This window comes from Synechococcus sp. H55.7, assembly GCF_047462395.1.
Classification (GTDB): Bacteria; Cyanobacteriota; Cyanobacteriia; order Thermostichales; family Thermostichaceae; genus Thermostichus.
The window spans coordinates 57,532-77,019 of record NZ_JANSJD010000010.1 but is presented as its reverse complement, the minus strand read 5'-3'; the positions used below and the strand labels follow the sequence as shown (position 1 = coordinate 77,019).

The window sequence follows — 19,488 nt, the reverse complement described above, 5'->3', positions numbered from 1 at the left end:
CTCCCATGCTGACCGATGCTGCCTACGGCGTGATCCCGGTGCTGCCCCTCCCGCCCGCCCAGGGATCCCACCTCTACCTGCTCATCCAGCACCAGAAAGGGCATTGGGCCTTCCCCAAAGGGCACAAAGATGAGGGCGAAAGCGACCTGGCCGCAGCCCAGCGGGAGTTGCGCGAGGAAACCGGCCTGACCGACTACCAGCTTCTGACCCTGCCCGGCCAGCCCGACCCCCTGACGCTGCAGGAGGCCTACACCTTCACAGATCCAGAGGGGAACGCGGTGGCCAAGACCGTTACCTACTACGTGGCCCTGCTGCCGCCCCAGTTTCCTCCCCCTCAGCTGCAGGTACAGCCGGAGGAGGTGGCCGCCTACCGCTGGTGCTCCTACCCCGAAGCCTTGGAGCAGATCAGCTTTGAAGAAAGTCGGCAACTGCTGCGCCGCTGCCAAGCCTATCTGGAGCCGCTTTGGAAATTGGAGAGCATCTAAGTTCCGTATGTTTACGGAAGAGATTTATTCGGATTACTTCTATATTGTCTTGCGTCTTGCAGGCTTTCCGTGGACAGTTTCCGGGGAAGAAAACCGCCAGACGATCTGAAGGTTAATTCTCATTTGTGACGATCGACTGGTGATCCCCAGTCATCGATAACCTACTCTGTAAAACCTACTCTAAGTTTTGTGCAGCCTTGTCCCGTTCTGCTGGGCTTAGTTCAAAAGCGGTTGTCTGGGTCGGAGCTGTGCTTGAACTTGAATCGTATTCTTGAAAACATTCTTGCGCCGACTTGTGAGTGGAGCATAGAGTTGCACCGATATTGTCAATCTCAGCGCAGAAAATTGCCCAAGCATGTCCTCTCCGCCGATGAATTGCCCCAACGTCTGTACGCAAGTCTCTGACCATTTGCTGAAGGTGGAGGCTGGTTTCACAGGGGTTGTTCGGTATTGCAGTGCTCTGGACAGAAGCGAGGAGCTGGACACTTGGTCATTGGTGTTCCACCAAGGTCGTCTGGGATTTGCACACCACAGCTTCGAGCCTTTGGAGCGACTGGACCGCCACCTGCGTCGGCTCAGCCATCAAGTTTTTTCTCTGACCCGCCAAAATTGCCTGCGTATCCATAGGCAGGTGGAAGCGCTGCTGGCTCAGGAGACGGGACCTCTGCCCGCAGACCTTCTGGGGCTGAGTTGGATGGTGACGGAACAACTGCTGCCTTGGGAAGCTGCGCGTCGGCTGAACACCTGGATCAGCGAGGAGGTGCTGCAAAATCTGTTGCTGGTTCCAACCAGCTTTCGGCAGGAGATCATCCCGTTGGACACGGTGCCCACCCTGGGTCAGTGGGAGGTGGGATCCCTGCTCGATCTGACCCAAAAGCGGCTACAGGCTTGGCAATCTTTGGGGCCTGAGATCACCTCCCCCTACCAACGGCCCTACTTTGCCAGCCGGGCTCAGGCAGAACGCCTTCCCGCCGAGCAACAGGAACGTCTGGGCCGGTTGCTGAAGGGGTTTAGCTTCCGCCAGTTGAGCGCTCTTCTCGATCAAGACGACCTGCGGATCGCTCGCCGCCTACATCCTTTGATCCAAGCCGGCATCCTTGTCCTACGGGATCCCCAGCCCCCCTTTGATCGGCTGCCCAAAACCTACGCGGCCAGGCTTGAGACGGAATTGCAGCCCTCAGAAACCCCCACCGTGCCTCTCCAACTGGCCAACGGGCTTGCGGATCTGGGCCCATCCCCCCCAGTCTCGAAAACCTGGGTTGTGGCTTGTATTGACGACAGTGAAGCCATGCTCAGCGAGCTGCAGCGGTTGCTGGAAGGGCACCACTTGGTCATCCACACCATCAGCGACTCTTTGAAAGCCTTGATGAAGCTGACCACTCTCAAGCCGGATCTCATCCTGCTGGACGTGGGCATGCCCAACGTGGACGGTTACCAATTGTGCAGCCTTATCCGCAAGTCCTCTGTACTCAAAGATGTGCCGGTGGTGATGGTTACGGGCCACAAAGGCCTGATCGATCGGGTTAAGGCGCGCTTGGCCGGTGCTACCGATTACCTGACCAAGCCCTTTCGGCAGGAAGAATTGCTGCAGATGGTGTTTCGCTATCTTACCTAGGGGCACCTTAAGCTTACGGTGGTTGAAAAACAAAGGAGTTGTCGATCATGGTGAAAGTTTTGGTGGTGGAAGATGTGGCCTCGGAGCGCCAGCTCATCAGCGATTACCTGCGGGCAGAAGGCTATCAAGTGGTGGCAGTGGCCAGCGCCCAAGAGGCATTGCAGCAGATCCGCAGCGACAAACCCGATGTGGTGCTGACGGACTTGGTCATGGAAGGCATGAGCGGGCTGGAGTTGTGCCGCCAAATCAAGAAAAACCCGGAGACCCAAAAGTTGCCCGTTGTGGCCTGCACTTCTAAAAATCAAGAGCTGGACAAACTCTGGGGCATGAAGCAAGGGATCGACCTTTATCTGACCAAGCCTTTTAGCCGCGAGGACATTGTGCGGGCCGTGAAGTCGGTGCTGCTGAGTTGAGTCTCGGGATTTTTTGCAGCGAATCTCCCTTGCTGAGTCCAAGTTGCGGTCGTGGTTCTGGGGTGCAGTCTGGTTGGGCCTTAGACGTTGCAGAGCGAGAGCAAAGATGCTGGCGACCTCTTTTTCTTCCCAAAGCTCTACTGCCGTCCGCACCGGAGAATTGTACTTACATCTCCAGTTGGGGGTGGACTGTCGGGCCCTTTTGCCCATGACAGTTGCCCAGGAAGTGCTAATTGTTGCCCCACAGCACTTTACTCTTCTCCCCAACCAGCCCGCATGGGTGCTGGGCTTGTTCAACTATCGCAACCGCATCCTCTGGGGCGTGGATCTGGGACAGTTTCTTGGCCTGGAGCCTTTGGACGTTGGGCAGCCCGAATACCATCTGGTGGTGATGCGCCCAGAATGTGGGGGGCTGGGCCTGGCTGTGCAACAAGTGAGGGGGGTGGCTCGAGTGGTCAGCCAGCAGATCCAGCCTCTAGCAGAAGCTCAACCCGTCCAAGATAGGTTCCGGCTGGATAGTCTCTGCGACTGTTGCAGTGGTTTGGTCTGGGAAAAGGAAAAGGAAGAGACTCTCTGGGTACTCAGCCCCCTTGCCATTCTCCAAAGGCTCAACTCGGCCTATTCCCAAGCCAATCCTTGATCCCTCTCAACCGTTTTCTCCTAGCTATAGGTAAAACTCTATGGTCTCCTTCCGTCCCCTCTTCCTCAAGTTGGCCCCCTCTTCTCGACCCCAGGGTAAAGTCGCCGGATCCCGTCTGGCTCTGGCGATCAGTCTCCCGCTGGGCATCAGCTCCCTGTTGTTTGCCGTTTCTGCCGGCAGCGTAGCCCGCACCTACTTCGATTTCGAGCCTTCCATCTCGCGGCAGTTCACCCTGCAAAACCTGAGCGATCAGGTGATCTATTTGGATGAAGTCTTGACCATGTCTGCCCGCATGGCTGCTGCCAGCGGGGATCTGTCCTGGGAAGAGCGCTACAACCGCTATGTACCTCAGTTGGATAAGGTGCTGGCGGAGATTCAGCGATTGGATCCCGCTTCTTACGAGGCCTACGCAGCCAAAACGACAGAAGCCAACATCAAACTGGTGGAGTGGGAGGTGCAGGCTTTTGACTTGATTCGAGCCGGCGAGCAAGAACGCGCCTTTGACCTGCTGCACAGCCCCGAGTACGAAGAGCAAAAGCGCATCTACGCCGAAGGGATCAACCAAACCCTGGAGGCCATTCGCGGCAACATTCAGAGCAGCGTCCGGCTCTACGAGCGGGATCTGTTGGGGGCTTTGATCCTTTCGGCTACCAGCTTCCCGATCCTGCTGGTTAGCTGGGGGATCATCTTGATCCTGGTGCGCAACTTTGTGCGGGAACGCAACGCCACCTACGAGCGACAAGTCTCCGATACCCGGCTGGCCCAACGGTTTGCCGATATTGCCCGGATTCGCCAAGAGCAAGAGCTGATCGATCCCCTGAGCGAGCTGTTGGGCGAGATGCGTCAGCGCTTTGGTGCCCAACGAGTGGCCTTCTATCGCCTGACCGCTCCCGAAGAGGCGCAGGTTATTGCTGAATCCCGCGACAGCAGCCTGCCTGACACCTTGGGCACCTTCCTCCGCCGGATCCCGGCTCCGCTCCAGCAGGCTCTCCACAGTGGGCAAGTTTACGCTTTTGGCCCGGTGCCTGGGGTAGACCTGGGCGCCGACCACCTGCAGATGTTGGGCACAATCCAATTAAAAGCCGAGATGGTGGCGCCGGTGGTACGTGGCGATGAGCTTTACGGTTTTTTGGCCGTAGGCCGCGCCCAAAGCCAGAGCTGGTCTGACGAAGACCAGAAAAACCTGGCCGAGCTGGCCAACCGCCTGAGTCAAGCTTTGGGTAACCTGGGGGCGCTGGAGCAAAAGGCCGTGGCCGCCCAAGAACGAGAGCGGTCGGAAGCGCTGCAAAGAGAGCTGCTGCAGCTTATTGGCGAGGTTACAGAGGCCTCGCGGGGAGACCTCACCGTGCGGGCGCAGCTAACCGCCGGACAGGTTGGCATCATGGCAGACTTTTTCAACGTCATCATCGAGAGCTTGCGCGACATCGTGATTCAAGTGCAGCAGGCTGCCGGGCAAGTCAACCAATCGATTGGCCGGGACGAGGCAGCCATTCGCGAGCTGGCCGAGGCGGCTCTCCGGCAGGCCATCCAAATTGAAGAGACCTTGCGCTCTGTGGAACAGATGACGCTCTCGATCCAGGAGGTGGCCGATAAGGCCCAGCAGGCTGCCACAGTAGCTGAGTCTGCTGCCACTACGGCTACCGACAGCAGCTTGACCATGGATCGCACGGTACAGAACATCCTGCAACTGCGGGAGACGGTGGCCGAAACGGCCAAGAAAGTGAAACGGCTGGGGGAATCTTCCCAGCAGATCTCCAAGGTGGTGTCCTTGATTAACCAGATTGCCCTGAAAACCAACCTGTTGGCCGTAAACGCCAGCATTGAGGCGGCTCGCGCCGGGGAAGAAGGGCGGGGTTTTGCGGTGGTTGCCGAAGAGGTGGGGGCTCTGGCCGCCCAGTCGGCGGAGGCCACCCGCGAGATCGAGCGCATCGTGGAAGGGATCCAACGGGAGACCAGCGAAGTGGTGCAGGCGATGGAAACCAGCACCGGCCAGGTGGTGGAAGGCACCCGCCTGGTGGAAACAGCCAAGCAGAGCCTAGGGCAAATTGTGGAAGTCTCGCGGCAGGTGAACCAACTGTTCCAGGCCATCGCCCGCTCCACCGAGGCCCAGGTCGACACCTCCCAAACGGTGCGGCAGTTGATGCAGCAGATCGCCAACATTGCCGCCCAAACGGCGTCAGCTTCGCAACAGGTGGCCAACTCTCTCCAAGCTACGGTGGCGGTTGCCCGTCAGCTACAGGCTTCGGTGTCCACCTTCAAGGTGGGGGAGGCAGTCTAGTATGGAGCCAAATCCCGATGGCCTCGACCCGCGCGAATGGCTGGTGAGGCTGCAGTTTTTGGAGGAGGCCCAGACTTACCTCAACACCCTGGAGACAGAGGTAGTGGGGCTGGGATCCCGGCAGTTGGATCGCCCCCGTTTGGATCGCCTGCTGCGGGCTGCCCATTCCATCAAGGGTGGGGCGGCGATGATGGGGTTTTCGGCGCTCAGCGACCTGGCCCACCGCCTGGAGGACGGCTTCAAGATCTTGCAGGTGGATCCCCAAAAAGCCAAGCCCGCAGTAGAGCGTACCCTGTTGGCGGCGTTGGATTGCATGCGCCAAATTGTCCAGCGCCACCAGCAGAGGCAGCCGTTGCAAGAAGACTGGCTGAGGGAGAAAGTGGAGCCCATCTTCCAGCGGCTGCGGGAGCAGGTGGGAGAGTTGCGGCCGGAAGATACCGCGCAGGTGTTGGCTGCAGAAGCCGGGGGCGATATCCGGGTACTGCTGTTTGAAACGGAGGTGGAAGCCTGCCTGCAGCGGCTGGAGGGAGTTTTGGCCGCGCCCGACCAGCCCTGTCTGCGGGAGGAGTTTCTCATCGCTGCCCAAGAGCTGGGGGCGCTGGGGGAAATGTTGGATCTGCCTGCCTTTGTCAGCTTGTGCAGCTCGGCAGCCCAGGCTCTGGAAGCGCTGCCGCCAACTGAGAAAGAGCAGGTGTTGCCCGTTGCTCAGGCGGTTTTACAGGCTTGGCGACACTCGCAGGCCCTAGTGCTGGTGGGCCAGACGAATCTTCTCCCCAGCTCCTGGGATGCGGCAGAGCCTCCGGTCTCCTCCGCAGCAGAAGCCCCTCCCCCCCCAGGGGCCACTGCCGAGCTGCCGGATGCAATTTCAGCCAGGGCCAAAAGCCCCGCCGAGATGCTACGGGTGCCGGCTCGCCCTCTAGAACAGTTGGGGGAGCTGTTGGGAGAGCTCACGAGTGAGCGCAACCGCCTCAACAGCCGCCTGCAGCGGCTGCGGGAGCTGGCCAACTTGTTCAAACAGCGGGTTCGCACCCTAGAAGAAACCAACAGCCGCCTGCGCAGCAGCTACGACCGCGTCGCCGCCACTGTGCCCGCCTCTCTGCTATCACAAGCAAGGGATCCCGGCCTGACCCTGGTCGATACCTTTGACCTCTTGGAGATGGATCGCTATGGGGAGCTGCACCTTTTGGCCCAAGAGATGATGGAGACCATCGTGCAAATTGACGAGGTTACCGCCGATATCGACACCACGCTGCAGGAGACCGAGGGCAGCGCCCGCCAGCTCAGCCGCCTCTCCCGGCAAATGCAAATGCGTCTCGACCAGGTGCGCATGCAGCCGCTGTCGGATTTGACGGATCGCTTTCCCAGGGCACTGCGGGAGCTGAGCTTAGCCCATGGCAAGCCTGTGGAGCTGCGGGTTCTGGGGGGATCCACCCTAATCGAGCGTTCGATTTTGGAAGCTTTGGCGGATCCCTTGTTGCACTTGGTGCGCAACGCCTTCGACCACGGCATTGAAGATCCGGACACCCGCTTGGCTCGGGGCAAGCCGGCCAAAGGGCTGATTGAAATTGCCGCCAGCCAACGGGGCAACCGCACCTTCATTACGGTACGCGACGATGGAAGAGGGATTTCTCTGGACAAGGTGCGTGCCCGGGCCTTGCAAATGGGCTTTTCTGCCGCCGACTTGGATCAGGCTTCCAAGGAGGAGCTGCTTGAGCTCATTTTCCAGCCGGGCTTCAGCACCGCCGAGCAAGTCAGCGAGCTCTCGGGGCGGGGGGTGGGTTTGGATGTGGTGCGCACCAACTTGGAACAAATTGGGGGGCAGGTTCAGGTGGAATCTAGGGCGGGGGAGGGTACGCTGTTTACCCTGACTCTGCCTCTTTCCCTGAGCGTCAGCCGCGTGCTGCTAACAGAGTGCCGGGGGTTGATGTTGGCCTTTCCGGCCAACGCAGTGGAAGAGGTGCTGCTGGCTCCTGAGCTTCCTGCCGATGCCTTCCTTTGGGAGGGAGAGCAGGTTCCTTTGATCCCCGTAGGGCGTTGGTTTCGCTTTGCCCGCCGGCAGCCTGTCCAGGAAATGGATGGGACCCCCCTCCTCGACCGACCTGTGGTGCTGTTGGTGGCGGAAGGCAACCAGCCCTACGGTCTGTTGCTGGATCGGTTCTGGCGGGAGCAAGAGGTCACCCTGCGTCCGGTGGAGGGAGGTCTGCCTCTGCCGCCGGGGTTCTCTGGCTGCACCGTTTTGGCGGATGGGCGAATGGCCCTTTTCGTGGATCCGCCTGCCCTCCTAAGCTGGCTGCTGGCCCAGCGGGATCGGCCCTGCCGGCCAGCAAGGGATCCCCTTCCCCAGTCCAGGTTTGCCGCCCAGCCCCATCTGCTGGTGGTGGAAGATTCAGTTAACGTGCGCCGCTTCTTGGCCATAACCCTGGAAAGGGCGGGGTTTCGGGTTGAACAAGCCCGCGACGGACAAGAGGCTTGGGAACGGCTTGAGAAAGGAGTTCCCATCCAAGCGGTGATCAGTGATATCGAAATGCCGCGGCTGGATGGCTTTGGCTTGTTGGCCCGGATTCGTGGCCACTCCCTGTATAGCCAGCTCCCTGTGGTCATCCTGACTTCCCGCAGCGGCGAGAAACATCGCCAATTGGCCCAACGGCTGGGAGCCAGCGCCTATTTCTCCAAGCCCTTTCAGGAACAGGAGCTGATCCAACAGTTACGGGATCTGCTGCAGCCGGCCCCGCCGATATTGTCGGTAGCGAGGTAGACCATGGCCCTCCTCTCTCCTCTGCGCTTGCGCCGTCTGGCCCGCCAGGAGCACCTGAGAAACCAGCAAACCTTGATTACCTTTCAACTGAGCTCCTACTGTTTTGGTCTACCCATTGAACGGGCGCGACGGGTTTTGGCCTGGCAAGACTTTCAATCTGTTCAGGAGGACGGCCTTGAGCTTTTGGATACCAGCCGTCTATTGCTGGGCCGCGGGATCCCGTTTCTGCCCCAGGGAGTTCTGTTGCTGCAAGCGGGCAGTTGTGAGGACGGCCCACCCAATCAGGTCGATAACTCGAAAACGATGGCCCTGCCCCTTCCCAGTCAGCCAATCCTGCGCCGCCTAGCTGCTTCTCAGGTACAACCTCTCCCCAGCCGCTACGCCGCCCAAGGCCGCCAACGAGGCATTGTGGGATGGATCCCGCCCGCCGAGGGTCGGCTCCCCCTGTTGGTGTTTGACCCTCATCTTTGGTCTGTCCGTCCCTGAGCGGGGATAGGGGGTAACTCCAGTGCCGGGTTCTCGACGCGGGCTAGCTCCCAACGGTAGGGATCCCGCCGCTGCCAGTCCAGGCGGAAGGGCTGTTCCAGCGCGTTTACCTGATCCCGCGTCAGGTTGGCCAGAGGGCCGCCGGATCCCTCAATAATAAACCAGAGGGTGGCTTGGCCTTGATCCCCAGGGCCGAGCTGCACCTGTAGCTCTTGAGGCCGGATGCGCAGGCGCAAAAACTGGCCGAAGACCTCGCGGCTGTAGGCCAGTGCCTGCTCTTTGTCCAAGCCCCAGCCATCGCGATAAGTGGCGGCCACTAAGTTTTCTACTTGGGCCCAATCTCGCCGTTCTACAGCTTGCAGCAACCTCTGGGTGTGGACTCGGATTTGCCGCTCCGGCTGGGCGTAGTGCCAAAAGGCGCCCCCTGCGATGGCCAGGACGACGGATCCCACCACCGCCCAGCGCAGCCAGGGGGGAAGAGGTGCAGAGGAGTGGGAGGAGGAAAACACAGGTTTGAGCGGAGCCAGAAGAGGGCCTTCTCTAGCTTAGAAAATCCGGATGTGAGAAGATAGCGCTACGCGCCGCCATGCGAGTGGCTCCTGGCCTTCAGCAGCCTACCACCTCAAAAGCTGTGACCCGCATCAGACTCACACTTTAACTCAAGGTTACTTCAACTGCTCATGACCAAAGCTACCGACCGACTGCTGCTGGAGTTTGAGCAGCCCGTTGCCGCCCTCGAACAGCGCATCCAGGAAATTCGGGCCTTGGCCGAAGAAAACGACATCGACGCCTCCGAGCAGATTCGCCAGCTGGAGGCCAAAGCCGAAGAGCTGCGCCGCGAGATTTTCAGCCAGCTCACGCCTGTCGAGCGGCTGCAGGTGGCCCGCCATCCCCGCCGCCCCACCACCTTGGACTATGTCCAGACCATCTGCGACGACTGGTTTGAGCTGCACGGGGATCGCCACGGCCAAGACGATCCGGCCATCGTCGGCGGCCTGGCCAAGCTGGGGGATCAGCCGGTGATGATCCTGGGCCACCAAAAAGGCCGCGACACCAAGGACAACATCCACCGCAACTTCGGCATGCCCAACCCCGCCGGCTACCGCAAGGCGCTGCGGCTGATGGAGCACGCCCACCGCTTTGGCCTGCCGCTCTTGACCTTTATCGATACGCCGGGGGCCTATCCGGGAGTCAAGGCAGAGGCTGAGGGCCAAGGGGAGGCCATCGCCACCAACCTGCAGACCCTGTTTCGGCTGGAGATCCCCATCATCTGCACTGTCATCGGCGAAGGGGGATCCGGCGGGGCTTTGGCCATTGGCGTTGGGGATCGCATCTTGATGTTTGAGCACGCCGTTTATTCGGTGATCTCGCCGGAAGGCTGTGCGGCCATCCTTTGGAAAGATGCCAAGAAAGCGCCCCAAGCCGCTGCCGCCCTGCGCATTACCGCCCAGGATCTGCTGCAACTGGAGGTGATCGACGAGATCTTGCCAGAGCCGGTTGGCGGCGCCCACCGCGCTCCTCTGGAAGCTGCCCAGACCCTAAAGGAGGCGCTCCTACGACATCTCAAGGAACTTTCTGCCCTGAGCGGGCGGGAGTTGCGGGAGGAGCGCTACCAAAAGTTTCGTCGTATGGGAGCTTTTCTGGAGCTGGCTCAGGAGACCAGGTGACCCGATCCCGCAGTTGCTCAATCCGGGCCGGGCCGATGCCCTTGACCCGCTGCAGATCTTCCAAGGAGGAGAAGGGGCGGGCCTCGATGATGCGCTGCGCCAGGCCCGGGCCAATGCCGGGCAACTGCTCCAGCTCCGCTGCGGTGGCGGTGTTTAAGTTCACGCGAGAAGATTGCGGGGTAGCCGGCTGGGAAGGGGATCCCCTGTCAGGAACGGAGATCGCCTCGACTTCCAGCAGCTCCGGCTCTGCTTCAGATGGGGAGAGGGCAACGGGGACAGGGCTCGGGCAGAGGCGGGCTCTCTCTTCCGCCTGTTGCTGCAGGCGGCGGCTGGGGCCAAAGCGGGCCTCGGCAAGGAGCCGCTCGAACTCGCGCACAAAGTGATCCACCACCCGCCCGTTGCGGATGATCAAGAGGTTTTCGTCGTTGAGGTGGTTGGCCGCCACCGACCAATTGTGGGATCCGGTGATCACCGTGGCCTGGGGGGTGCCGGGGTCAACGATGGCGAACTTGTGGTGCAGTTTGTCTCCCGGAGCGAGGTTGGGCACGCCCACAGAGGAGGCGGGCACTGTCCAGGGCAGGCGGGCCGCGTCCACCCGGCAGTTTTCGTCGGGGAGCAGCAGCCCCCACATCTCCAGGGTGCGGCTGTAGTCACGAAAGGCAAAGCCAGGGTCAAACAGGCCGCGAATTTCTACGTTACGCTCCTGGCGCAGTTGCCTGAGCTGGTTGGCAATGCCTGAGTCGGTAAAGACAAACAGAGCCAGATCCACCTGCTGCCGCGCTTGGGCCAGGGTGGCCGCGATGAGGCCGTTGGAGGTGGCCTCATAGGGCAGGGAGCGGCTGGCAGGGGAAAAATGCACCCCCACGATGGCATCGTCAAGGTAAACCGTCTCCAGGGGGCGCCTGAGCTTTTGCACGCCGAAGCGGCTGTCGGGCGATCCCCCTGGCCCATCCCCCCACATGAGGTTGAATTCCTCGGTGTAGATGCGGGCCAGCTCGGGGCTATCGAGCAGCAGTAGGTGATTGGCGTTGCCCACACTGCCGGGGGCATCGAAATCCCCGTGAATATCGGAGAGGGTAAAATTGGCCGACCCGGTCAGCACCCGCTGCCCGTCGATAATCACAAACTTGTGGTGCATCAGGCCGCTGCCCTTGGAGCCGTTGGCGGTGTCATCCAGCCAGGGCACTTGCCCCCCATCGAGCAGGGCATAGACATCCCGGCTGGCGATCTCCTCAGGGGAGAACTGTCCGTCCCGGTTCACATCCACCAGGTGGCGGTACTCTTCGAACTTTTGACGGCTGCGCTCGTCCAGCGCCCCCACTTCGGCAGGGGTGAGCTGGTGCCAGGCCCGCACATAGGTGTTTTCGGTAATCACCCGCACCGGGATCCCGGCCTGCCGCCGCTCGGCCAGGGCTTGGGCAATGAGAGGCAGGTTCAGCTCCTGCACCGCCACATCCACCGACTGCCGGGCAGAGCGAATCTGAGAGATAATCAACTCCTCTAGGTTGTAGCCGTAGCGATAGACCTGGCGATAGGGATCTCGATAGGTGCTCTCGCGGCTTTGGTTGAAGGCCACCCGGATGCGGGGGTGCTGCGGCAGAGGGGCCAGGGTGGGCAGCTCTGGCTCTTGGGGATAAGGTCGGGGTCGGGGGCCCACCCAGTAGCCAATTGCCACCAGGAGCAGCAGCAGGGCAGCCCAGGGCAGCCAACGCCGCAGTTGCCGCCGCCAAGATGGGATCCCGTTCATCATCTCTCCAGACCTCACACCCCCTCAGGATACAAAAACTTCCAGACATCCTTGGCTGGGCCGCAAGTGGTCGTTTCGGGCATCATGGGTAGGGATAGGCAGTTGACGGGGGAGGCGCAGCGTGGAACGGCCTAAGTGGGTGGCTATTGTTACGGGAGCTTTGGCCATTGCCCTGGGGGTGGGCTACTTGCTCCTGGTGCAGCTACTGGACTACCGGGGGGGTGAGTTTCTGCCGGCGCCGCTGGAGCCGCCGGCGGTTTTGGCGGGGATCCCTGGCCGCTTGGGCTGAGGACGCTCTCCAGTGCCTGCCTCTCTCGTTGATTCCCTAGCTGGGGTCAGCCGTCCCTGCGCCGGCTCACCCGAAAAAATTGTATGCTCAGCTACACTAAGCCCTATGCTAAAGAAGAGGCCGCGGATCCAGCTTGCGCCGGGGTTGCCAGCGGAGAGGGTTCAGCCGTCCTGAATTTGCGATCGCTTCTCTCACCTTTGTAGACCTCTGGATAGATCTTCAGAGCTTCTCTAGAGATCAGGCTCCGTTCCGGATCGGGCATTTGGGCAAGCTGTGGGTTGGCATGGTGCTGTCGCGCTCCACGTGGCTGTGGTTATTGACGGGGCTGGGCTTGGCGGCTCTCAGCCAATACCTGCAATGGGTTAGTGGCATCTACAGCTTTGTTGCTCCCTATTCGGTGCCGCTGGCAGATCTGCTGGTGGCCGGCATCCTGGGAGGAACGGTGGCGGCAGGGCTGGCGGTGCAGCACTGGTGGCAACAGGCTCGCCAACAGCAGAGGGATCCAACCCCAGGCAAACGGCGGGTTAAGTTGACCCGGGATCAGGTGCAGGCGGATCTGCAGGATGTCGATCGCCTCATCCAGAAGCTGCAAAACGACATCAGCCGTCGCGCCTTGCAAGCCAAGATGCAGGAAATCGACCGGCGGCTGGCCCAGGAGGAATTGCACCTGGTGGTGTTCGGCACTGCCTCTGCCGGCAAAACTTCTCTGATCAACGCCTTGATGGGGCAGCCTGTGGGGGAAACCGCTCCCACCCTGGGCACTACCCAGCAGGGATCCATTCACACCTATCAACTGGAGGGCTGGAGCGGCCCCATCTCCCTCACCGATACCCCTGGCCTGCTGACCATCGGCGGCGCCGGCGAGGCAGAAGCGCGCGCCCTGGCCCAGAAGGCCGATCTGCTGATCTTGGTGGTGGCCGGGGATCTGCTGGCCTCGGAATATGCCGAGCTGCTGGAGCTGGCCCGGCTGGGGAAATCCACCATCCTGGCCCTCAACAAGACGGATCAAATGCTGCCGGAAGAGGTGGAGATCATCTTGGCCCACCTGCGCCAGCGCACCGCCGGCGTCATCCCCCCTGAGCAGGTGGTGGCCATTGCTGCCGACCCAGAGCCCTTGAAAGTCCGCTACTGCTTTCCAGACGGATCCCGGCAAGAAACCTGGGAGCCACAGCCCCCCGATACTGCCGCCCTCATCCAGCAGATGGCCCGCCTGCTGCAGCAAAAGGGATCCCATCTGCGCCTGGCCAACGCCCTGTTGCAGACCCAAACCCTGGGCGAGGCCGTCCAGCAGGCTTTGCGGGAAGAGCGCCACCAACAGGGTCGCCGGATCGTGGAACGGATGCAGTGGGCGACAGCTGCTGCCTTGGCCGTGACCCCTCTTCCGGCTTTGGATGTGCTGGCGGGGGTGGCCATCCAGGCGCGCATGATCGGCGAGCTGCATCAGGTGTTCGATCGCCGCATCACCCTGCAGCAGGCCCAGCAAATGGCCCACAGCCTGGCCCAAATGATCGTGCAGCTAGGAGGACTGGAGCTGGCCACCCAGGCCCTGGGCTCTGCCCTCAAAGCCAGCCCCTGGATGCTCATGGGGATCCCCCTGCAGGCGGCCAGCGGGGCCTACCTGACGCGGGTAGCGGGGCTCAGCTACCTGGAGTGGCTGCAATCGGGGGATCCCTGGCAGGAGGAGATTCTGCAAGAGCGGCTCAAGCAGCAACTCCACAACCGTCATCCGCTGGCTTTTCTCACCCAACTGGCTCGCCAAGCCCGCTCCAACATCTAGTCATTATCAAACAGCAATGAAACAGTTTGTTACGTCTCTAGCTCCCCTCTCCCAAAGGGAGAGGGGCTGGGGGTGAGGGGGCAAAGCGTCTCAATCTTGTTTGAAACGACTGTAAAGTCTGTACTAACTGTAGTCGGTGTTGCTGGGAAAAGCGGCACAGGTTTTATCATGGGTCAGACCCAGTCCAGCATTCTCAAGTCTGCTGCCCCAAACTGACTTCCTTGGCGCCCTATGTCTTCCATCAACCCGACCTTGCCCATTCAGTGGATCGATGCAGATTCGGGAGAGGTGGTGGAGGAATGCCCCTGGGAGAGCAGCCCCCATCCGGGCACCTACGTTCAACTGGCGGAGCAGCACTATTTGGTTTTGGAAAAGCGCCACTCCTACCAATTGCGGCAAGGCAAATATCACCTCTGCGGCATCCGCGCTCTGGTGCGCCCCGTGAGTTCCCCGCCTGAGGTTGGCCAATTTCTAGGGGATCCCGCCTGTCGGTTCAACGCCCACTCGCCGCTGCTGCGCTGCGCCGTCAACCCCAGCGGGCCCTGCCAGGGCTGCCCCCACTACGAGCCGGCCCAGCGGCGTTAGCCTTCCAGCTCCAGCGCCAGCACCTCGGTCAGGGCGCGGCTGGTTTTCTCCCGGAACTCGGTTACGCTCACCCGTCCCAGCAAATACACCGCCAGCAGCATCACCGCCGCCTCCACCCCGAAGACAGTGGCGTAGGAGAGGACGGGGGAAGAGGGAAAGAGAATCCGCCCCAGATCCAGCAAGGCGCCACCAATGAGGGTAGAGAGCGCCTGCGACATGGCCTGTGCCAGGCCCCAGGCTCCAATGAAGGTGCCGGCGGTTTCTGCTGCCGTCAAGTCCAACATTAGGCTAATGGCGCCGTTGGTGGTGATCCCGGAAGCCAGGCCAAACAGGATCATGCACAGTTGCAACATCGCTGGCTCACCCGTAAACCCTGCCAAAATGGTCAACCCAAAGGAGATCGCCACCAGCAGGCAGCCCAGCCGAGCCGTTGGCTGCTTGCCCAGCCTGGGCACGATCAGAAATCCGGTCACCACAATTCCCGCCAGAACGCCCAGGCTCCAGAAGGCGTTGAGCTGGGTGCTTTGGGATACGGTCATGCCGAACACCTCGCCGCCATAGGGCTCCAGAACCGGCTGCTGGATAAACAGGCCCATGGTCATCAGAACCAAAAAGCCAAAGAAGATCAGGGTTTGGCGGCTGGCGGTGAGCACCTTGAGGGCCGTGCCCAGGGTGATCTGGTCTTCTCGCCCGGCCAAGGTGGAACGGGATCCATAGCGGGAATAGCGTTCTTCCACCCCCCAGGTGGCGATCACCCCCAGCAGGATCACCACAGCAGGAATAACAATGAAGAGGCGGTTGATCGTGCTCTGCAAGTTCTCGGGATCCAGGCCGCGCAGCAGCACTGCCGAGCCAATTGCCCCGCCGGCAATACCCACCATCAGCATCGACCAGACGATCCCCACCAACTGGGAGCGGTTGTGCTCATCGGAAACATCCACCAGCAGCGCCGCAAAGGGCGTGGAGCAGGCGCTCAGGCAAAGCCCATAAAGAGCAAACATCAAGGCGGCGAGAGCAATCCAACCGTAGGTGGCCAGCGACCAACCGCTATTGGCAAAGCTCTGCCCCAAACCCCACACCACCTGCACGGCCAAGAAGATGCACAGGGCAAACAGCACCGAGCCCAGGCGCACATAGCCGCTGCGGTGCGTCCCAAACAAAGGCTTGGCATCGGAAAGCTGCCCAAACCAGACGCGGGCCGGGGAAACCAACTGGTGCATGGCCAGGGATCCCCCCACCACCGTGGCCGGGATGGCCAAGAGATCCAGGTCGATCATGACCCGGTTGAGCACCCCCAGCGTCAGCAGCGACATCATCCCCAGGCCCATCTGAAATAAGCCTAGGCGAAACATGACGGGCAAAGGCAAGGGGGGTGCCGAAGGCTGAGACTCTGAAGAAATGGCCGTGGCCGCAGACACGTTGACCTCAGGATCCCGTTGGATGCTAGCCATGATTGACAAAGTTGGCAAAGGCGCTACAGCTTCTCATCGTAGCCCAGCCAACCCCGGATCCTGAAAAGAAGGAGAGGCCCCAACCCAATCCTGTCTGAGGGAACAAAGCTGAGCCTTAAATCTTTCCGCGCTGGGGTTTCTCTACTACACTGACAACTGACCTGGTGCCAAGCGAAACGAGCCTTCGGGCCGCGGCGCTCGGCAGTTGCAGCCCTTGCACAGACAACAAACCCAATCTCGATCTTGTTTGAGACCGAGAGGCAAATCCATAGACAACTTTCGCTCAAGTCGGCGAAGAATTTCCCCGGCAACCTTATGGCTGACGCAGTTCCAGTTCGTCGCTACGACCTGTTTGTGCAAGCCTCGCGGCTGCTGCAGCGCTATCGGCAGTTGACGCCGGAACTGCGTCCGGTGGGAGTGGAGGTGGCGCTGGCCATCCAGTACCATCGCGCCCAGGCCGGCTCGGGATCCCTTCTGCCGGCGGTGGGATCCCCCCATGGCCTGCCTCTGCAGCAGGTGGCCCAGCGCATTTGCGATCCCTTCTACAGCAAAGTCCACCCCCTGCTGCCCACCCTGCCGGAGACGGGGGAGCCCTTGGTGTGGCCCTTGTTCAACCAAGGGGAAAATGGCCTTGTCCAGCCCCTGGCGCCAAGCAAAGTGGGCGGCAAACTAGCAGAACGGCGCTGGCTCAAAGCTTGTAACAGCCAGGAGGGCATTGGTTGTCATGCCCTGGCAGCCCATCTGTGGCAGGACGAGCGTTTTCTGGCCGAAGACCGGGATCTGTGTCCCTTTCGCCTCTACGACGGGCGCTACCCCTTGAGCGTGGATCAAGGGCGGCAAACCTGCGGCTTCGACGATCACCCTTGTGGCTGGCAACCGGGGCATCCCAAAATGCTGCAGGTGGTGGGCAAGGGCAAGCAAGCGGAGATTTTGCTCCCCCACTGGACCGAGGACATGTGGGCCATGCTCATCCCGCCCCATCGCCCCCTGCCCATCTATCCTCTGCTGGTGCTGCTCTACTTTGGCCAGGAGACTCTGCAGAAGGGGCGGAGCAGCCTTTCGGTGGAGCAGTTTCGCCTGGATTTTCAGTTCAGCCACTCTCAACTCAAGCTGTTGTTCAACACCCACCCTGAGCACCCTCTCAATCGCCATCTGCTCGCTTTGGCAGCGCAACCAGAGGTGGAGTGGGGATCCGCCGAGCTGTTGCCCCAGATGCCGCCCCTTCTCCATCAACCTGCCGGGGGTAAGGTGGTCTTGGATCCGGATGAGCCGCCCCAGTTTCGCAGCAGTGGGATCCCTTCCTGTGCGGGGACAGACCCGCTGATGGCAGAGCGTCGCCGTCGGCGTCAGTTGGAGCGCAGCGAGCGCCACAACGAGATCTTGCACCACTTTCGCCGCTGGTTCCGCCTGGCTGGCCTAGAAGTGCGGGAAGACCAGCACACGTTTGACTTTCTGGCGGTGGCAGATGGAAACCTGCTTTTGGCCGAGGTGAAATTGCTACACCACAAAGATGCGGCAGAGGCGCTGCAGGAGGTGGTGGGGCAATTATTCTATTACGAGCGCTTTGCCCTCACCCCCTGGATCGAACAGGGCTTCTCCGTCCACAAGGCGGCCGTTTTCGATGGTCCGCCCCCGGATCCCTACATTCGATTTCTGGAAGACCTGGGCATTGCCACCTACTGGATCAACGAACAGCAGATGATCGACGGGCCGGAGAGCTCTCTGCGGCTGCTGCGCCAGATGGAGGTGCGGGTACGGCCGGATCCTGAGTTGGGAGATTAGCCTTTTTTTCGGCTCTAGCCTGACGGTCATTAGAGTCGTTTCAAGTAGCAATTCAAATAGCAATGAAATGTTTCTCTACGTCGTTATTTGGTACGCAACGCTGTCGCAAACGTGCCGGCAGCGCGGAGTGCGATCCCTAACTCCCCTCTCCCTTTGGGAGAGGGGCCGGGGGTGAGGGTGTCCCTTTGGGAGAGGGGCCGGGGGTGGTCGCGCTAGCGGCGCGGAGCGCTTGGGCTCGCCTTAGAGAGATGGGCTGGGGGTGAGGAACAACAGCAGGGATCAAGGGCTTGGGGAGGAGATCCCAACCTGAGCGCAAACCTGGCCCTGCCGATCGAACAGGGTTACCTGCACCGGCAGGGATCGAGCAGCATACTTTTGCACATAGGCTGTCGCCCGCTGGCGGATTTGTCGGGACAGCTCCTGCAGCACCGGCTCTGCCCAGCCCAGCTCCTTCAGATACTGCACCGCTGCCTCCACCGTCCTTAGCTCTAGCACCTGCCGCGCCTGTTCGGCTGTTCCCCCGCAGCGGATGAGGGCTGCCACCAAGATTTCCAGGCGGGCATCGGCCACATGGCTGGAAGTGGTGAAGATGCCCCCTGCCAGCTTGATCAGCTTGCCGTGGTAGCCGATCAAATGAACCGACTCCGCCCCCCGCAACCCTGCTTCCACCAGCAGCGGCCCGATCCAATTGGCCACCAGTAGAATCTCTTCCGCCGGGATCCCTTGCCTCAAGGCCACCTGCTGCCCATGGCTACCCACGCAAAAGGCCAGATGCCTGTGCTTTTCCAACTTCTGCTGCAATTCGCAGCGGGCCCGCTCCAGGCTCTCGGCGCCGGCAGAAGGCTCCACCTCCGCCCGTGTCCCCAAAAGAGCCAGTCCTTCCAGCACCCCAAACGCCGCATTGGAAGTCCGCTCCGCCAAGAGTTTTCCCTCCGGCAAGATGATGCGCACCCGCAGCCGATAACCCTCTGGGATCCCAGACAAAAGGTTGATCTCAAACAGGCGCCGGGCGTAGGCATAGATGGCCGGGCTGCCGTCGGCGTGCCGCCCCAGCCCCTCCCCCGCTTCCAGGAGCAAAGGGAGAGCGGTGGGATCCCGTTCCTCCAAGCTCACCCAGGCCCAGACCGGTGTGTTGCGGGTGAGATCCAGGTGAGGGCCGGGATCCGAGCGGGTAATGGCCAGAGCCGTGTTCTCCGACAAAGCTGCCACCTGCTCTACTGGGATCCTGACCCAGCCGGCAGCGGATCCCGCCTCAGGCTCCACCTGCACGGCAATGACAGGATGAGCGCCGTCCTGCTCCAAAGCGATCCCGATGAGACGGTGGAGAGCAGCCTTAGCAGCAGCCACCGCAAACACGGGCAAGGTATAGCCCTGTTGGGGAAAGGGGAGAACCGCATCCTGCATTTTTTGTCTGGAAATAGAGAGAAACCTGCTCTGGAAAAAACTTTGGAGAGAGCCTATCTCAATTGTGGCCGACGCCAACCAGCAGGACTGGCTTGCTAGGGTAAACTCCTGAAG

16 protein-coding genes are annotated in these 19,488 nt (G+C 61.1%); 12 read left to right on the top strand and 4 right to left on the bottom strand.

Annotated features, from left to right (window positions below; translation table 11 throughout):
• Positions 1-5: 5 nt before the first annotated feature.
• The 7 genes from NW851_RS06675 (at position 6) to NW851_RS06645 (ending at position 8,672) form a co-directional block, all read left to right on the top strand.
• On the top strand, positions 6-485 hold the full coding sequence (locus tag NW851_RS06675; protein ID WP_414333993.1) for an NUDIX domain-containing protein: 480 nt from the start codon (positions 6-8) through the stop codon (positions 483-485).
• Between the two features lie 355 nt (positions 486-840).
• The gene (locus tag NW851_RS06670) at positions 841-2,100 is read left to right on the top strand and encodes a response regulator (RefSeq protein ID WP_414337356.1); all 1,260 of its coding nucleotides are present in this window, start codon (positions 841-843) and stop codon (positions 2,098-2,100) included.
• A 47-nt stretch (positions 2,101-2,147) separates the two neighbouring features.
• Positions 2,148-2,513 carry a response regulator gene (locus NW851_RS06665; protein ID WP_414337355.1) on the top strand — a complete coding sequence of 122 codons (366 nt, stop codon included), beginning with the start codon at positions 2,148-2,150 and terminating at the stop codon, positions 2,511-2,513.
• Positions 2,514-2,619: 106 nt separating this feature from the next.
• Positions 2,620-3,153: a chemotaxis protein CheW gene (locus NW851_RS06660; RefSeq protein ID WP_414333988.1), complete on the top strand. Its 534-nt coding sequence runs from the start codon at positions 2,620-2,622 to the stop codon at positions 3,151-3,153.
• Between the two features lie 40 nt (positions 3,154-3,193).
• Positions 3,194-5,431: a methyl-accepting chemotaxis protein gene (locus NW851_RS06655; RefSeq protein ID WP_414333986.1), complete on the top strand. Its 2,238-nt coding sequence runs from the start codon at positions 3,194-3,196 to the stop codon at positions 5,429-5,431.
• 1 nt (position 5,432) lies between these two features.
• Positions 5,433-8,186, top strand: coding sequence for a response regulator (locus NW851_RS06650; protein ID WP_414337354.1), 2,754 nt, complete (start codon positions 5,433-5,435; stop codon positions 8,184-8,186).
• Between the two features lie 3 nt (positions 8,187-8,189).
• Positions 8,190-8,672 (top strand): hypothetical protein, encoded by a 483-nt coding sequence (locus NW851_RS06645; protein ID WP_414333983.1) that lies wholly within the window; start codon positions 8,190-8,192, stop codon positions 8,670-8,672.
• Here the strand turns inward: NW851_RS06645 and NW851_RS06640 are convergent.
• Positions 8,648-9,181, bottom strand: coding sequence for a hypothetical protein (locus tag NW851_RS06640; RefSeq protein WP_414333982.1), 534 nt, complete (start codon positions 9,179-9,181; stop codon positions 8,648-8,650). The two genes, NW851_RS06645 and NW851_RS06640, sit on opposite strands and share 25 nt — an antisense overlap.
• 171 nt (positions 9,182-9,352) lie before the next feature.
• Between NW851_RS06640 and NW851_RS06635 the strand changes: the two genes are divergently transcribed.
• Positions 9,353-10,339, top strand: coding sequence for an acetyl-CoA carboxylase carboxyltransferase subunit alpha (locus NW851_RS06635; RefSeq protein WP_414337353.1), 987 nt, complete (start codon positions 9,353-9,355; stop codon positions 10,337-10,339).
• On the opposite strand, the gene NW851_RS06630 is transcribed toward NW851_RS06635, so the two are convergent.
• Positions 10,236-12,104, bottom strand: a complete 1,869-nt coding sequence (locus tag NW851_RS06630) for a phospholipase D-like domain-containing protein (protein ID WP_414337352.1) — start codon at positions 12,102-12,104, stop codon at positions 10,236-10,238. The genes NW851_RS06635 and NW851_RS06630 overlap by 104 nt on opposite strands.
• A gap of 103 nt (positions 12,105-12,207) precedes the next feature.
• On the opposite strand from NW851_RS06630, the gene NW851_RS06625 reads away from it, so the two are divergent.
• The 3 genes from NW851_RS06625 (at position 12,208) to NW851_RS06615 (ending at position 14,737) form a co-directional block, all read left to right on the top strand.
• The gene (locus NW851_RS06625; RefSeq protein WP_414333977.1) at positions 12,208-12,375 is read left to right on the top strand and encodes a hypothetical protein; all 168 of its coding nucleotides are present in this window, start codon (positions 12,208-12,210) and stop codon (positions 12,373-12,375) included.
• A 283-nt stretch (positions 12,376-12,658) separates the two neighbouring features.
• On the top strand, positions 12,659-14,152 hold the full coding sequence (locus tag NW851_RS06620) for a YcjF family protein (RefSeq protein WP_414337351.1): 1,494 nt from the start codon (positions 12,659-12,661) through the stop codon (positions 14,150-14,152).
• Between the two features lie 231 nt (positions 14,153-14,383).
• Complete coding sequence (locus NW851_RS06615; protein ID WP_414337350.1) at positions 14,384-14,737, top strand: DUF6464 family protein; 354 nt, start codon at positions 14,384-14,386, stop codon at positions 14,735-14,737.
• On the opposite strand, the gene NW851_RS06610 is transcribed toward NW851_RS06615, so the two are convergent.
• Entirely contained in the window at positions 14,734-16,188 is a 1,455-nt protein-coding gene (locus NW851_RS06610; RefSeq protein WP_414337349.1) for a BCD family MFS transporter, read from the bottom strand. The two genes, NW851_RS06615 and NW851_RS06610, sit on opposite strands and share 4 nt — an antisense overlap.
• A gap of 315 nt (positions 16,189-16,503) precedes the next feature.
• Between NW851_RS06610 and NW851_RS06605 the strand changes: the two genes are divergently transcribed.
• Positions 16,504-17,970 (top strand): hypothetical protein, encoded by a 1,467-nt coding sequence (locus tag NW851_RS06605; RefSeq protein WP_414335847.1) that lies wholly within the window; start codon positions 16,504-16,506, stop codon positions 17,968-17,970.
• Between the two features lie 279 nt (positions 17,971-18,249).
• Here the strand turns inward: NW851_RS06605 and cbiD are convergent, their stop codons facing one another.
• Complete coding sequence (gene cbiD / locus NW851_RS06600; protein ID WP_414337348.1) at positions 18,250-19,374, bottom strand: cobalt-precorrin-5B (C(1))-methyltransferase CbiD; 1,125 nt, start codon at positions 19,372-19,374, stop codon at positions 18,250-18,252.
• Positions 19,375-19,488: the final 114 nt, after the last annotated feature.